13 protein-coding genes are annotated in these 15,294 nt (G+C 66.4%); 7 read left to right on the top strand and 6 right to left on the bottom strand.

The genetic code is table 11. The annotated features are described in order from the left end of the window. Positions 1–90: 90 nt before the first annotated feature. The gene (locus tag QQZ18_RS16910; RefSeq protein ID WP_284542123.1) at positions 91–2,229 is read left to right on the top strand and encodes a putative bifunctional diguanylate cyclase/phosphodiesterase; all 2,139 of its coding nucleotides are present in this window, start codon (positions 91–93) and stop codon (positions 2,227–2,229) included. A gap of 5 nt (positions 2,230–2,234) precedes the next feature. Here the strand turns inward: QQZ18_RS16910 and QQZ18_RS16905 are convergent, their stop codons facing one another. Next, positions 2,235–2,792: an HNH endonuclease gene (locus QQZ18_RS16905; protein ID WP_284542122.1), complete on the bottom strand. Its 558-nt coding sequence runs from the start codon at positions 2,790–2,792 to the stop codon at positions 2,235–2,237. Between the two features lie 175 nt (positions 2,793–2,967). Continuing rightward, a complete protein-coding gene (locus tag QQZ18_RS16900) occupies positions 2,968–3,825 on the bottom strand; it encodes an SDR family NAD(P)-dependent oxidoreductase (protein WP_284542121.1) in 858 nt (285 codons plus the stop codon). A 102-nt stretch (positions 3,826–3,927) separates the two neighbouring features. Between QQZ18_RS16900 and QQZ18_RS16895 the strand changes: the two genes are divergently transcribed. Both QQZ18_RS16895 and ispG read left to right on the top strand, forming a co-directional pair. Continuing rightward, entirely contained in the window at positions 3,928–4,446 is a 519-nt protein-coding gene (locus tag QQZ18_RS16895; RefSeq protein ID WP_284542120.1) for a Fur family transcriptional regulator, read from the top strand. A gap of 7 nt (positions 4,447–4,453) precedes the next feature. Beyond that, entirely contained in the window at positions 4,454–5,710 is a 1,257-nt protein-coding gene (gene ispG, locus QQZ18_RS16890; protein ID WP_284542119.1) for a flavodoxin-dependent (E)-4-hydroxy-3-methylbut-2-enyl-diphosphate synthase, read from the top strand. Between the two features lie 62 nt (positions 5,711–5,772). On the opposite strand, the gene QQZ18_RS16885 is transcribed toward ispG, so the two are convergent. After that, positions 5,773–6,699 (bottom strand): polyprenyl synthetase family protein, encoded by a 927-nt coding sequence (locus tag QQZ18_RS16885; protein ID WP_284542118.1) that lies wholly within the window; start codon positions 6,697–6,699, stop codon positions 5,773–5,775. A gap of 76 nt (positions 6,700–6,775) precedes the next feature. Further along, positions 6,776–7,279: an Lrp/AsnC ligand binding domain-containing protein gene (locus QQZ18_RS16880; RefSeq protein WP_446728668.1), complete on the bottom strand. Its 504-nt coding sequence runs from the start codon at positions 7,277–7,279 to the stop codon at positions 6,776–6,778. Between the two features lie 172 nt (positions 7,280–7,451). Here QQZ18_RS16880 and putA point away from each other — a divergent pair, with 172 nt between their 5' ends. The 3 genes from putA to rpmF all read left to right on the top strand — a co-directional run bounded on the left by putA (position 7,452) and on the right by rpmF (position 12,076). Then, on the top strand, positions 7,452–10,568 hold the full coding sequence (putA, locus tag QQZ18_RS16875; protein WP_284542117.1) for a bifunctional proline dehydrogenase/L-glutamate gamma-semialdehyde dehydrogenase PutA: 3,117 nt from the start codon (positions 7,452–7,454) through the stop codon (positions 10,566–10,568). A gap of 413 nt (positions 10,569–10,981) precedes the next feature. Next, positions 10,982–11,725 carry a monofunctional biosynthetic peptidoglycan transglycosylase gene (mtgA, locus tag QQZ18_RS16870; protein WP_284542116.1) on the top strand — a complete coding sequence of 248 codons (744 nt, stop codon included), beginning with the start codon at positions 10,982–10,984 and terminating at the stop codon, positions 11,723–11,725. Between the two features lie 168 nt (positions 11,726–11,893). After that, positions 11,894–12,076 (top strand): 50S ribosomal protein L32, encoded by a 183-nt coding sequence (gene rpmF / locus QQZ18_RS16865; protein ID WP_251729113.1) that lies wholly within the window; start codon positions 11,894–11,896, stop codon positions 12,074–12,076. Between the two features lie 94 nt (positions 12,077–12,170). Here the strand turns inward: rpmF and QQZ18_RS16860 are convergent, their stop codons facing one another. After that, positions 12,171–12,560 (bottom strand): hypothetical protein, encoded by a 390-nt coding sequence (locus QQZ18_RS16860; protein WP_284542115.1) that lies wholly within the window; start codon positions 12,558–12,560, stop codon positions 12,171–12,173. 245 nt (positions 12,561–12,805) lie between these two features. Here QQZ18_RS16860 and QQZ18_RS16855 point away from each other — a divergent pair, with 245 nt between their 5' ends. After that, positions 12,806–14,557, top strand: coding sequence for an EAL domain-containing protein (locus QQZ18_RS16855; protein ID WP_284542114.1), 1,752 nt, complete (start codon positions 12,806–12,808; stop codon positions 14,555–14,557). Positions 14,558–14,563: 6 nt separating this feature from the next. On the opposite strand, the gene phaR is transcribed toward QQZ18_RS16855, so the two are convergent. Beyond that, positions 14,564–15,130: a polyhydroxyalkanoate synthesis repressor PhaR gene (phaR, locus tag QQZ18_RS16850; RefSeq protein ID WP_284542113.1), complete on the bottom strand. Its 567-nt coding sequence runs from the start codon at positions 15,128–15,130 to the stop codon at positions 14,564–14,566. Positions 15,131–15,294: the final 164 nt, after the last annotated feature.

Here is a 15,294-nt window from a genome sequence, read left to right as displayed (position 1 = left end):
CTGTGTTTTCCCTGAGCATGCCGGCCGAGTTTGCGAGCCTTTAACGGTATCGCGCTAGGCTACGCAAGATAGAACCAACGGACCGTTGCCTTGTTTTTTGCCAATCGTCGCTGGATGGAGTTCCTTTTTGGCGTGGTCGTGCCGACCGCGTTGACGGCGCTTGCCGCGGCGGCGGTGGTTTACCTGGCCATGGCGCGCATGGCGGCCGAGGTGAACGACATCGATCGGCGGGGCATCGCACGGGTGGTCGACGTGCTGAAGGACGAGGCGCTGACCCAGATGGGGCTCGCCGCCACCGAGGTCGTCGTCTGGAATGCGGCCATTGTCGATGATGACAAGGCCGCCGCGGCGGGTGGTGGCCTTCCTCTCCCCCTCGAGAATGATCGCGTCTTCGATACTTTGTCGATCGTCGACGCCGATGGCGTGCCGCTGCGCACGTTCCATGAGGGACGAACGGTCGGACCGGATGGGATCGGCATCAGCCGGGCCGATATCGCCGCCCTCGTTGCCGCCGCGCGCCAGAAGGTGCGCCAGCCGGCGTCCGGGTTTGTCCAGTCGCGCCTTGGCCCGCTCGTGGTCGGGTTGCATGAAATCGAGGCGCGCGCCGGTCCGTCCTCGTCGGCGGGCTCCCCCCACTATCTCCTGGTCGGCAGGTCGATGAGCGGGGCGCAGTTCATGGCGATGGCCGACGCGCTCGGCGTTCGGCACCTGACCTTCGGTCCGGCGACCATCGGGGACGACGCGGTGCCGCTGATCTCGGCGTCGGGTGTCGTCCTCGGCTCCATCGGCTGGGAGCCGCGCGTTTCGGGAACCGAGGCGATGGAGCGCGCGCGCCTGCCGGTTCTTGCCGTGCTCTTGCTGCTGTTCGTGGTGATGGGCGTGCTGGTCGTCACCATCTGGAAGATGATGAGCGGCCTCCGCCACGATGAGACGGCGGCCCGTCACGCGGCGAGCCACGATCCTCTGTCCGGCCTGCCGAACCGTGCCTCCTTCAACCAGCGGCTTGCCGCCGCCTATGCCGGTCCCGACCATTCCATTGCCGTCCTGTTCGCCGATCTGGACGGTTTCAAGGAAGTGAACGACACCTACGGCCACGATGTCGGCGACCGCCTGATCCGGGCGACGGCGGCCGGCTTCCGTGCGCTGGTCGACAACAGCGGCGTGTTGGCCCGCCTTGGTGGCGACGAGTTCGCCGTGGTGGTCGAAGGGGACCAAGCGGTCGAGCGGGCACGTGCTCTCGGCGAGAGTTTTGTCGATTTCCTCGACGAGGCGTTCGATTTCGAAGGGCGCATGGTCAAGGTGGGTTGTTCGATCGGAGTGGCCGCCGATGCCGACCGCGCGCTTACTCCGGGTGAGCTGGTGCGCCGGGCCGACGTGGCCATGTATGTCGCCAAGGCTGGCGGCAAGAACCGGGTCGTCGTCTACGATGCGGGCATGGATGCCGATCGGCAGGCGCGGGCGACACTGGCCGCCGAGTTGCGCGAGGCGGTGGCGAACGACGGCCTCCAGGTGCATTACCAGCCGGTCGTCTCCGCGAAGACGGGCAGCATTTCCGCCGTCGAGGCGCTGGTCCGCTGGATTCGCCCGGCCGGCCCGGTCAGCCCCTCGGTCTTCCTCGCCGTCGCCGAGGAAGCGGGAATGAGCGATCTGATCGGAACCTACGTGCTGCGCCGCGTCGCCAGCGACGCCCACGCGTTTGGCGACCTCAAGATGGTCGTCAACGTGTTCGCCGCCCAGTTCCGCGACCCCGGCTTTCCCGATGCGCTGGAAGCCGTTCTCAAGGCGGCGGGAATGCCGCCGGACCGGCTTGAACTCGACATCACCGAAAGCTTCCTTGCCTCCGAGCCCGAGCGGGCCAGCCGCAGCGTCGAGGCGCTGCACGCACTCGGCGTATCGGTGGCGCTCGACGATTTCGGCACCGGCTTCTCGTCGGTGGCCTATCTGCGCCGGTTCGCCTTCGACAAGGTGAAGATCGACCGATCCGTGGTGATCGACGTCATCCGCGACCCGGCGTCGCAAAGCCTCGTCCAGGCGGCGGTGGCGCTGGCGGAAACGCTGGGCGCCGAGGTGACGGCCGAGGGCATCGAAATGGCCGAGGAGGCCGAGGCGCTGAAGCAGGCCGGTTGTCACGAGCTGCAGGGCTATTATTTCGGCGCGCCGACGGTTCGATCGGAAATTCTGCGCCGCATCGTTCGGGAACGACAGGCCGTCGGAGAGCTGCGGGCGTAGATCCCTCAGGGATCGAGTTCGACGTCCCAGTAGAGAAAGTCCAGCCAGCTTTCGTGCAGATGGTTGGGCGGGAACAGCCGGCCGTTGTTGTGAAGATCATGCACGGTGGGCGCAAAGGGCAGGCCGGCAAGCGTCATGCCCACCTCCGAAACCGTCTTGTCGGCCTTCTTGAGATTGCAGGCCGAACAGGCGGCGACGACGTTCTCCCAGGTGGTCTGGCCGCCCTTGGATCGTGGGATCAGATGATCGAACGTGAGGTCTTCCCGGCTGCCGCAATACTGGCACTCGAAGCGGTCGCGCAGGAACACGTTGAAGCGGGTGAAGGCGGGTTGGCGAGACGGCTTGACGAAGGTCTTCAGCGAAACCACAGAGGGCAGGTGGAACTCGAAGCTCGGGCTGCGCACCAGCACATCATATTCGGAGACGATATTGACCCGGTCAAGGAAAACCGCCTTGATCGCATCCTGCCAGGACCAGAGCGACAAGGGAAAATAACTCAGCGGGCGATAGTCCGCGTTCAACACCAGCGCCGGGTGTGCGTCCGGCGAGACGGCGATCGTCACCTCACGCTCTCCTTCACCGAGGCAGGTGTCCGATCCCACCCCACGCAGTGAATACTCTACGCCGATGATGTCGCTGATGTGAAGCTGAAACCCAAGGTTTTCCGCCCGTTTCGCGGGCAGGGCGCCGATCGGGTACAGCTTCGACGGCTCGTGTCCAAGTCTTTGCCGTCGTTATTCAATTGCCCGCCCTGGCTGCGCGATGCAGCAAGGCGACGAACATCGAGGCCGGCAGGAGGTGCTTGGCGATCGCCGCGCCCTTGGTGAGCCAGGTCACCCGGTAGTAAGGGCGCGGCCGGTCTGATTCGCAGGCGTGGACCAGGCAATCCACCACCGCCTCGGGCGGTTTGCGGAAGAAGGAAGCCTCCGGCGGTCGCTGCATGTCGGCGAGCCGCTGCCGGTAGCCCTCGGCATTGGCGGATCCCTCGACGTCGACGTTGTCGTGGAATTTCTTCATGGCCGTCGACGAGAACTTGGTGGCGATCGGACCTGGCTGGATGGTGGCGACGTGGATGCCGGCGTCGATCAGCTCCAGCCGCCAACTGTCGGCAAGCCCCTCGATGGCATGCTTGGAGGCGTTGTAAGCGCCGCGGTAGGGCATCGACAGGAAGCCGAGAATGGAAGAGCACATGACGATGCGCCCCGATCCGGCCCGACGCATGGCCGGCACGAGGCGGCGCGTGAGGTCGTGCCAACCAAGGACGTTGACTTCGAAGACATGCCGCAGCACCTCGGTCGAAATATCTTCGAGAGCGCCCGGCTGGCCGTAGGCGCCGTTGTTGTAGAGGGCGCCCAGCCGGCCACCGGTCGCCTCGAGCACCGCGTCGGCGGCCGCGGCGATCGAGGCGGGGTCGGCATAGTCCATCAGAAGCGGCGTGACGCCGGCAATGCCGGCGAGCCTCTGCCGATCCTCTTCGCGCCGTACGGTCGCGAACACCTGCCAGCCCCGCCCGGCCATGATCGTGGCGGCGGCGAGACCGATGCCCGAGGAAGCGCCGGTGATCAGGATGCTGCGGTCGACGGCGGGAAAGCGCATGGCGGGCCTCTGGCTCAGAAAGACGTCCGGCCGGCGCGACAATCAGTCTTTCTCCGGACGGCACGGCCGACTATATACTGTGATGGACGCTTGGAGAGAACCTTGCTCGACGATTCCGACCACGATCATCAGGTCTGCCGCAGCCGCGCCGTCGCCCGCGCCGAGGAGCGCTGCCGCGACGAGGGGCTGCGCCTCACCGAGCAGCGGCGGCAGGTGCTCGAGGCGATGCTGGAAAGCCACGCACCGGTATCGGCCTATGAGATCATGGACCGCATCGCCGGCAAGGCGCGTCGGCCCAGCCCGATCTCGGTCTATCGCGCCTTGGATTTCCTGGTCGCCCATCGCTTCGCCCACCGCATCGAGAGCCGCAATGCCTTCCTTGCCTGCATCGAGGAGCACGGGCATGCCACCTCCGCGCCGGAGGCGCCGCTGGTGTTCCTGCTCTGCGAGCGGTGCGGTTCGGCGACCGAGGCCGAACCGGCCGAACTCGGCGGGCTGCTCGCCCGCATCGCGGCGGCGGAAGGCTTTGCGCCGTCGGCCTCGGTTCTGGAGATTCGTGGCCTCTGCGTCGCCTGCCAGTCAGGCGACAGCCACCACGACCATTCGCACAGCCACAGTTGAGGATTGCATGCTCAGTTCCTTCGGTCCGGCGCCGCGCCGCCGCTCGGTTCCCGTCGTGGTCGGCAAGGTGACGATCGGCGGCGATGCGCCGGTGGTCGTTCAATCGATGACCAATACGGATACCGCCGACGTCGATGCCACGGTGGCGCAGGTGATGGCGCTTGCGCGGGCCGGCTCGGAGCTGGTGCGCATCACCGTCGATCGTGACGAAAGCGCCGCCGCCGTGCCGCGCATCCGCGAGCGGCTCGACCGCGTCGGCGTCGACGTGCCGCTGATCGGCGATTTCCATTTCATCGGCCATCGGCTGCTCGCCGACTTTCCCGCCTGCGCCGAGGCGCTGGCCAAGTATCGCATCAATCCGGGCAACGTCGGCGTCCGCGCCAAACGCGACCGCCATTTCAGCGACATCGTCGAGATCGCCGCCCGCCACGGCAAAGCGGTGCGCATCGGCGTCAATTGGGGCTCGCTCGACCAGGAGCTGGCGACGCGCCTGATGGACGAGAACAAGGCCAAGGGCTCGCCGATGACGGCGCAGCAGGTGATGCGCGAGGCAATGGTGCAGTCGGCGCTGCTGTCGGCTGCCCGCGCCGAGGAGATCGGCCTTGCCCGCGATCGCATCGTGCTGTCGGCCAAGGTCAGCCAGGTGCAGGATCTCATCGCCGTCTATGGCGAGCTGGCCTCGCGCGGCGATTATGCGCTGCATCTCGGTCTCACCGAGGCCGGCATGGGCACCAAGGGCGTCGTCGCCTCGTCGGCTTCCATGGGTTACCTGCTGCAGCATGGCATCGGCGACACCATCCGCGTGTCGCTGACGCCGGAGCCGGGTGGCGACCGCACGCGCGAGGTGATGGTGGCGCAGGAACTTCTTCAGGTGATGGGGTTCCGCAGCTTCGTGCCAATCGTCGCCGCCTGTCCCGGCTGCGGCCGCACCACTTCCACCGTGTTCCAGGAACTGGCCAAGACCATTCAGGATCAGATCCGCGACGCTATGCCGGAGTGGCGGCAGCGCTACCCCGGCGTCGAGGCGCTGCAGGTGGCGGTGATGGGCTGCATCGTCAACGGCCCCGGTGAATCCAAGCATGCCGACATCGGCATTTCGCTGCCGGGCACCGGCGAGAACCCGGCGGCGCCGGTGTTCATTGACGGCGAGAAGGCGGCGACGCTCCGCGGTCCTACCATCGCCCGCGATTTCCAGTCGCTGGTGCTCGACTATATCGAGCAGCGGTTCGGCGATGGCGCCAATCGCAAGCCAGCGGCCGAATAGTCGACCCGGTTGACTGATCGCAGCCGCTTATCCGCAAAGGTCGCGACCTTTCGGGCGGATGCTTAGCGCCGTCTCTCGGCGACGAAGCGAGCGGCGGCGGCGAGCGTTTCGGACCGCGTGCCCCATGGCGCAAGCAGGCCCGTCGCCTCGGCGACGAGGCGGTCGAGCTCGGCGCGCACGGCATCGATGCCGAGACGGGCCACCAGCGTCCCCTTGCCGTGGGCAGCGTCCTTGGCGACGGCCTTGCCCATCTCGCTTTCGGTGGCGGTGACGTCGAGAAGGTCGTCGGCGAGCTGGAAGGCGAGGCCGAGAATCTCGCCGAAGCGCGCGAAGCGGCGCACCTCGTCTTCCGTGGCGCCGCCGAGCCGGGCGCCCATCACCGTCGCGGCGCGGATCAGCGCACCGGTCTTCATCGCCTGCAGCTTGCGAATGCCGGCTTCATCGGGTGCGGCCCCGTCTCCGAAGCGTCCCTCGGCCGCCAGGTCCAGCATCTGACCGCCGACCATGCCGCCGAGGCCGCCGGCGCGGGCGAGGTCGAGCACCAGCGCCGCCCGTATCGCCGGATCGGCGTGGCAGGCGGGGTCGGCGAGAAGGTCGAAGGCCAGCGTCAGGAGGCCGTCGCCGGCGAGAATCGCCGTCGCCTCGTCATAGGCGACGTGGACGGTCGGGCGGCCGCGCCGCAGCGTGTCGTTGTCCATGGCCGGCAGGTCGTCGTGCACCAGCGAGTAGCAATGCAGGCACTCGATGGCCGCCACCGCCGGCATCAGGGTGTCGGTCGTCTGACGGGGATCGAGAAGGCGGGCGACCTCGGTGAGCAGGAAGGGCCTGAGGCGCTTGCCGCCGGCCAGCACCGCGTGCCGCATGGCTGCCAGAAGACGGGCCGGCCGGGCGATCTCGCCGGGCCGGGGAACAGGTTCGAGACGCACCGCGAGACCGGCCTCCAGCGCGGAAGCGAAATCGGAAAGGGCGGTTTCGAAGGCGGCGGTCATCTCTGCTCCAATCGGACAAGGAACGGTCGCTGTGGTAGCGCTCGCCTCTCGTCCCGGTCAAGGCGCCGAAAGCGCATCATACCGGCAGCACGGTGGTGTTCTTCACCTCTTCCATCACCGGATAGGTGTGGGTCTCGCGCACCCCCGGCAGCGTCATCAGCACTTCGGACAGGAACTCGCGATAGGCTTCCATGTCGCGGACACGCGCCTTGACGAGATAATCGAAGCCGCCGGCGATCAGGTGGCATTCGAGCACCTCCGGTGCCTTCTTCACCGCTGCCGCGAATGTGGTGAACACTTCGGGGTTCATGCGGTCGAGCTTGATCTCCACGAAGACCAGCAAGCCACGCTGGAGGTGCAGCGGATCGAGGCGCGCCGTATAACCGATGATGAAGCCGTCTCGCGACAATCGTTTGACGCGTTCGGCGGTTGCCGTAGCAGACATGCCGATTTTTTCGGCGAGTTCCAGGTTGGTAATCCGGCCGTCTTCCTGAAGCGCGGCGAGAATTCGACGGTCGATGCGATCGAGACCGGGAATATCGTGGCTCGGACGAGAACGGTCGCCCCCTGCTGCTGCCATTGTCAGCCTCCAAGACATGCCAATCCGGAAGTTTCACGGAAACAAACGGTTCATTCCGCGATTAACCCGGAGTCTATACCTCAATAAGGAGAGTGTCACCGAAAGCCTGCTGCTATCCTGCGGAATATAAACAGAAGCTGCCGTATCAAGGTGGCAACCTTCCGGAGACCAGATGTCTGCAGTTCTTTCCGAGCCCCACCGGGCTCCGTGCTTTTCGTCGCCCTATGCGGAAGATGAGACGGTGGTGGTCCGGCGTCTTCTGGCGGCGCGACCCGAAGACCTGAGGGCGCGGGCGCGCGTCGATGCGCACGCCGGCCATCTCATCACCGCCATTCGAGAGGGCAAGTCGGCAATCGGCGGCGTCGAGGACTTTCTGAAAGCCTATTCGCTGACGACACGCGAGGGCCTCGCCATCATGGTGATGGCCGAAGCGCTGCTGCGCGTGCCCGACGGCGCCACCGCCGACAAGCTGATCGAGGACAAGCTCGCCTCGGCCGCCTTCGGCTTTCACGGCAAGGGCGAGGATCCCTGGCTGGTGGCGGCATCCGGATGGGCGCTCGGCGTCACGACGCGCGTGCTGCAACCGGGGGAGACGCCCGAGAACGTCATCACCGGCCTCGTCAAGCGCCTGGGCATGCCGCCGGTGCGCGCCGCCACACGGCAGGCGATGAAGATCATGGGCCATCAGTTCGTGCTGGGCACCTCGATCGAGGCGGCCCTGTCGCGCGCTCGCGGTTTGGCTGGCAAGGGCTATCGCCACTCCTACGACATGCTGGGCGAGGGCGCCCGCACGGCAGCCGACGCGACCCGCTACTTCGCCGACTATGCCCAGGCGATCGAGGCGATCGGCCGGTCGGCGGGTTCCGAGGCGCTGCCGGCCCGGCCGGGCATTTCGGTGAAGCTGTCGGCGTTGCATCCGCGCTACGAGGCGCTGAACGCCGAGCGCGTGATGGCCGAACTGGTGCCGAAGCTCCTGGAGCTGTCGCGGGCTGCGAAGGCCCACGATCTCAACCTGACGGTCGATGCCGAGGAGGCGGACCGGCTGAAGCTGTCGCTCGACGTCATCGCTGCCGTTGCCGCCGATCCGTCTCTCGCCGGTTGGCACGGCTTCGGCCTTGCCGTGCAGGCCTATCAGAAGCGGGCGCCGGCGGTGATCGACTACATGGTTGAGCTCGCCGAGAGCCTGAACCGCCGGTTCATGGTCCGGCTCGTCAAGGGTGCCTATTGGGACACCGAAATGAAGCGGGGCCAGGAGCGCGGCCTTGACGACTATCCGCTCTTCACCCGCAAGGCGTCGACCGACCTCTCCTATCTCGTCTGCGCCGACAAGCTGCTGCGTGCGCGGCCGCGCCTCTACCCGCAGTTTGCGACGCACAACGCCCTGACGGTAGCCGAGGTATCGGAGATCGCCGGCGCCGATCGTCATTTCGAGTTCCAGCGGCTGCACGGCATGGGCGATACGCTCTATCGCGAAGTGACCGAGAAGGGCGGTCAGCCCTGCCGCATCTATGCGCCCGTCGGTGGCCACAAGGACCTTCTCGCCTATCTCGTCCGCCGCCTTCTGGAAAACGGCGCCAACTCATCCTTCGTCGCCGCCGTCGGTGACGCCAAAGTGGAGATCTCGACCTTGCTGAAGCGTCCCGCCGACGTGCTGGAGGGCGGCGATCGCGCCCGTCACGCCCGCATTCCGCTGCCTGCCGATCTGTTCGGCGCCCGCCGCAACTCGCGCGGGGTGGAACTGGCCGACGAACAGGCGCTCGAACCGTTGCTGGCCGCGATCACGGCGGCGGGGAGCGATTTCGGAACGGCCGCCTCGATCATCGATGGAGTGGAGGTTGCGGGTTCGTCGCGCGTCCTCCTGTCGCCGGTGGACGGCAAGACGGCGGTTGGCCGGGCGATCGATGCCGACGCCGATACCGCCGGCAAGGCCGTGGCATCGGCCGCCGCCGGCTTCCGGCAGTGGTCGGGAACGCCGGCCGAGACACGTGCCGCGGTGCTCGAACGGGCGGCCGATCTTCTTGAGGACCGGTTGCCGGCGTTCCTGGCCGTTCTGGGGCTCGAGGCGGGCAAGACGCTGTCCGATGGCGTGGCCGAGGTGCGCGAGGCGGTCGATTTCTGCCGCTACTATGCCGCCGAGGCGCGTCGGCTGTTCGCCTCGCCCACCGCCATGCCCGGTCCGACCGGCGAGGAAAACCGGCTGGCGTATCGCGGCCGTGGCGTGTTCGCGACCATCGCTCCCTGGAACTTCCCGCTCGCCATCTTCATGGGGCAGACGGTCGCGGCGCTCGCCGCCGGCAATGCGGTGGTGGCAAAGCCCGCCGAACAGACGTCGCTCATCGGCGCCATGGCGGTGCGGTTGTTGCACGAGGCCGGGGTGCCGGCTTCGGCGCTGGCCCTTATCGTCGGCGACGGGACGGCCGGAGCGGCGCTGATCGCCGATCCGCGCATCGCCGGTGTCGCCTTCACCGGCTCGACCGACACTGCCTTTGCTATCAACGGAGCACTCGCTGCCAAGCGCGGACCGATCGTGCCGCTGATCGCCGAAACCGGTGGCCTCAATGCCATGATCGTCGATGCCACCGCCCTCGGCGAGCAGGTGACCGACGACGTCATCACCTCGGCCTTTCGCTCGGCGGGGCAGCGCTGTTCGGCCCTGCGGCTCCTGTTCGTGCAGGAGGATGTCGCCGACCACATGATCGACCTCGTCAAGGGCGCGGCGGCCGAACTCACGGTGGGGGATCCGCGTCAGCCCGACACCGACGTCGGTCCGATCATCGACCGTGAGCAGACGGAAAAGCTCGCCGTTCATGTTGCGGCATGGCAGGGCAAGGGCGGCGTGCTGTTCTCGGGTGACGTGCCGGGCGGGGCACTGGAGGGCGGTTCCTACTTTGCACCAACCATCATCGAACTGCCCGACGCGGCGGCGCTCGATCGCGAGGTGTTCGGTCCGGTGCTGCATGTCGTCCGCTACAAGGCGAAGGACCTCGACAGGATCATCGAGGATATCGCGGCGAGCGGCTACGGGCTGACGCTTGGCATCCACTCGCGCATTGAAACGACGGTAAAGCGCATCGTCGAGCGGCTGCCGGTCGGCAATGTCTATGTCAACCGCAACATGATCGGCGCGGTGGTCGGCTCCCAACCCTTCGGTGGGTCGGGGCTTTCCGGCACCGGTCCCAAGGCGGGCGGCCCGAACTATCTCGCCCGGTTTGCGCTGGAGCAGGTGGTGTCGATCAATACGGCGGCGGCGGGCGGCAATGCGACGCTGGTCGCCATGGGTGACGAGTAATCAAAGACACAAGCAGGGGGCGGGAGGGCCGGGGAGCGATCCCCGGCCTTTTCCATGTCTGCCGCACCGAGCATGGCGCAAAAAAAACAGGCCGGGGTCACCGGCCTGAGTTCTGGGAGGAAAGCTGGAGTGCCACGGTGGATCAGGAGGAAGACCCAGACGGAAGACCGACAAAGCAGCGCTCACAAGTCAAAGGTCTCATGTTGCCTTAAATCGCGCCATGTCAAATTTAAAGCAGGGCTGTATAAATTGCGGGCATCTGCCGTTTTGGCGTGCTGTTTTGCCTATTGATCGCAGGTCGTGGCATGCGGGACCCGGCTGGAGTTGTCGATATCGCCACGCGCAGCCGTCTTTTCCCTTGTTTGCCCGGCTGGCATGGTTGGTTTATGACGAAACGGACAGGCGGGTGGGGCATGAGCGATCTCAGCGAGGCGATGGCCGAAGGCGAGCCGGCGGCGGACGACGAGGAGGCGGCAGCTGTGAGGCGATCTGGCTGGCGGATCTGGCTCAAGCGGTTGTCGATCGCCGCTGCGGTGGTGGTTGTTCTGCCCTTCGTGCTGACGCCGCTTTATCTCTTCATGCGCCCGATCTCGACGCTGATGATTGGAGACCTCGTCACCCTTCAGGGGTATAGCCGCCAGTGGGTCGATCTTGAGGATATCTCGCCCAGCATGCAGCAGGCCGTGGTGATGAGCGAGGACGGCCAGTTCTGCTTTCATGACGGCGTCGACTGGGAACAGCTTCGCTCGGTGCTGAGCCGCGACGGCGGCCCCAATCGCGGTGCGAGCACCATCACCATGCAGACGGTGAAGAACGTCTTTCTGTGGCCGTCTCGTTCCTACATTCGCAAGGGACTCGAAATCCCGCTCGCCCTCTATGCCGATTTCATCTGGTCGAAGCGGCGGACGCTTGAGATCTACCTCAATATCGCCGAGCTCGGCCCCAACGTTTATGGCGTGGAGGCCGCGGCCCAGTATTACTACAAGAAGCCGGCATCGAAGCTGAGCCGGCGCGAGGCGGCGCTGATCGCCGCCGCCCTGCCCAATCCGGCCATCCGCAACCCGCTGAAGCCGAGCAGGGCGCAAAAGACGCTGGCGCGCATCATCGAGCGCCGCGTCAACCAGTCCGGCGCCTACGTCGAGTGCCTGAAGTCGTGATGGCCGGCCATCGGGATTGCGACGGAGAGCGCACTTTTTTCCGGGCAGGCACTGGCAAAGTGGCGCATCAGTCTGTATAAGGCCGCATCTTTAGGAACGAGCGCCCGCGCGCCCGAACGGTGGATCGTTGCGGTCCTCCTTTCAGAGCGGGCGATGGAGTAGAAGACAATGGCAGTTCCCAAGCGAAAGACCTCGCCGTCCAGGCGTGGCATGCGTCGGTCCGCCGATGCCCTCAAGCAGCCGACCTACGTCGAGGACAAGACCTCGGGTGAGCTGCGTCGTCCCCATCACGTCGACCTCAAGACCGGCATGTACCGCGGCCGCCAGATCCTGGCCCCCAAGGAAGCCTGATGAGAGAGACCTGCTCGGCCGTCGATGACGGCCGGGATCGACTTGAAAAGAGCCGGTGCATCGCGCCGGCCTTTTTGTTTTTAGGGGAGCCGGATCAGTACTCGGCAGCGCCGAAGAAGCCGGGCTCGAGGTCGGTGACGCGGCGATAGCCGTCCCGATAGAGCGCATCGGCCCTGGAAACGACAAGCGACGGATCGCGGCGGACGCGGCGCTCGCCGGTGCCGGCATCGCCAAGACCCAGAGCTGCGAGTTGCGCGACGAAAGGGGCCGAGGCAGGGTTGCCCGCCGACTGTGCGGCGGGGCGGCGGACGGACTCGCTTCTGGCCTCGGCATGAAGATCGATGAGGGCGAAGTGCCGCTGGCCATCGCCGTCGGGGGAGATGCGCTCCGCAGCTTCGACGTAACGACCGGACGCGCGGCGAGCCGCCCTTTCGAGGCTTTGGCCGCCGACGCTTCCGCCGATGGAGCCTACCGATCCGATCATTGTCGCGGGCCTCTCAAAAGCTGTGCCATTCCGGCACAAGGCGAATCGACTTGAGGGTAGCCGAGCAATCGGCGCGCCAGATCTTGAGAATGGTTAAGAAAGAATTAATGCGCAAGACCACCTGCGGGAAAAACGTCGATGGGCTCGGCATTTCCGGAGTGGACCGCTGATAGATGAAACAAAAACGAGGTTCACGCGGCGGGGGTGTTGCGGTAGGTGTTTCAAAACGGTGAGGACGGCGGCAGATGGATGACGATCTCGTTTCCCCGGATGGACATCGGTTGGCCGGCGGCGCCATAGGCGCGGCGATGGCCGCGGCGGGCGTTGCCGCCTACGATCATAGCTACGCCGACGACCGTCTGCGCTGGTCGCCGAATGCCGGCGACGTTCTGGATCTTCCTGTCTACGAAGTGCCTCTTTCGGGCCGTTCGCTCCATCGGCTGATCGGGCCGCAGGCGGAGACATTGCGACTTGCCGCGACCCCGCCGCCCGTGTTGCCGGACGACCGCGTGGGCCCCGACTACCGACTCGTCTACGATCTGGTGCCGCGCGGCGGGAAGCCGCAAGGCATACGCATCGAGGAGAGCGGCAGCTGGTATGGCCCGACTGGACAGCCGGCGCTGGGAGCGCGCGGCACGGTGCGCGTGCTGCCGCGCGACACCGAGACGGCGTCACCGGTCCGTCTCTATGGGCCGGACCGGCGGCTCGACCGCGACGAACTGCTGCAAAGCCTCGACGATCGGCTGAAGCTGCTGGAAACCGATGGCGGCTCGGCAGTGTTCCTGATCATTGCCGTGCTCGACATCGGTCGCATCAATGCCAACTTCGGCTACGAGGCCGGCGATCGGGTGATCGACGTCGCCGGCGAACGCATCCTGCGCCGGATGCGACAGGGCGACGTGTTCGGTTCCTTCTCGGGGCACAAGTTCGGGGCCATTCTCAACGACTGCGACGAGCATTCGCTGATCATCGCGGCCGAACGCTTCCGCGAGGCGGTGCGCGGCGAGGCGATCGATTGCGATGGCGCCGCGGTGCGGGCCGATGTCGCCGTTGGCGCAGTGATGCTGCCGCAGCACGCGCTTTCCGGCGCCATGGCCGCCAACCGGGCTGAGGAGGCTCTCGGCGACGCCAGGCGCGACGTCGACCGGCACCTCAATCTTTACGAGCCTTCGGCCGCGCGCGACGCCCTGCGGCGCCGCAACGTCGAGGTCGCCGAGACCATCCAGCGGGGGCTTGCCGAGGATCGCTTCCTGCTGGCCTATCAGCCGATCGCCTCCGCCGCCGACCGGACCATCATCTCCTACGAGGCGCTCAGCCGGCTGGTTCTGCCGTCGGAGGAAATCGTCTCCGGTGGGCCCTATGTGGAAGCGGCGGAAAAGCTCGGGTTCATCCGGCGGCTCGACATGCGGGCGTTGACGCTGGTGATGACCGATCTCCAGGCCTCTCCGTCGCTCAAGCTCTCCGTCAACGTGTCGCCGGAGACGCTGGCCGACCCCGCCTGGCTCAGCATGCTGGTGGCCGGCGCTCGTCGAGACGGCGACGCGCTCAAGCGGCTGACCATCGAGATCACGGAGACGGCGGCGTTGTCGCGCATGGACGACCTCCGACACATGGTCGCGACGGTCCGCGATATCGGCTGCCGCATCGCCATCGACGACTTCGGCTCGGGCCATACCTCGCTTCGCATGCTGCGCGACATCAAGCCGGACTGGCTTAAGATCGACGGAGCCTTCATTCGCGATATCGGGCATGACGCCGACGCGGTGGTGTTCGTCAGGGCCCTGACCACGCTGGCCGGCCACTTCGGCATCCGCACCGTCGCCGAGTTCGTGCAGGACGAAGCTTCGGCGGCGCTGCTCGCCGAGCTCGGCATCTCCGCCTTCCAGGGGCGGTTGATCGGAGAGCCGTGCCTGCGGGTGGGGCCCGGCGCCACAGTGCTGGATGGCCTCGATGGCGACGGCTGGCTTCGCGGGCCGCTTGTCGTCGCGCCGGCCTGAGCGGATCTATTCGGTTTCCGGCGCCAGTCTGTCGAGCCGCCGCCGCATGGCTTCCAGCTCGTCGCGTAGCGCGTCGATGTCGGAGGTCCGGTTTTCGACGGGGGGCGCCTGTTCATCCGGGCTTTCGCCGGGCAGGGCGGCGCGGACGGCCCGCTCGAAGGACTCGGCGTTGAGCCGGACCTGTTCGCCCAGCTTTTCGCTGAGGGCGGGGGCGCCCAGCGCCTCGCCGGCAATGCCGCGCATCTTGCCCTGTTCGCGGGCGAACTGACCGATGGAATACTCGAGAAAGGCCGGCACCATGGCCTGTAGCTCGTCGCCATAGAAGCGGATGAGCTGGCGAAGGAAATTGACGGGCAGCAGGTGCGGGCCGCGCGTCTCCTCATCGAGGATGATCTGGGTCAGCACCTCGTGGGTGATGTCCGCATCGCTTCGAGCGTCGATGACCACGAAGTCGACATTGGCGCGCACCATGGCGGCAAGGTCCTGCAGCGTGACGTAACTGGACGTACCCGTGTCGTAGAGACGACGGTTGGCGTATTTCCGGATGACGGTACCCTGCCTCGTCCTGGACATCGCGAGCCCCTTGCCGCGTCACCGCGCCCTATCGCGCTTTGGCCAGCATATGGGCAATGGTGCGATGCAGCCAAGTCTTTTGCCCTGCACTTATTCGTTTTTGCAGTGCGGCAGAACGCTTCTCCCATCGGATAGCCGGAGAAGGGTGCCAAAGGCCGAAAGGG

The sequence above is a fragment of the Pleomorphomonas sp. T1.2MG-36 genome (assembly GCF_950100655.1).
Lineage (GTDB): Bacteria > Pseudomonadota > Alphaproteobacteria > Rhizobiales > Pleomorphomonadaceae > Pleomorphomonas.
Note: the sequence above shows the minus strand (reverse complement) of the source record. Positions and strands in the feature narration are given on the sequence as shown.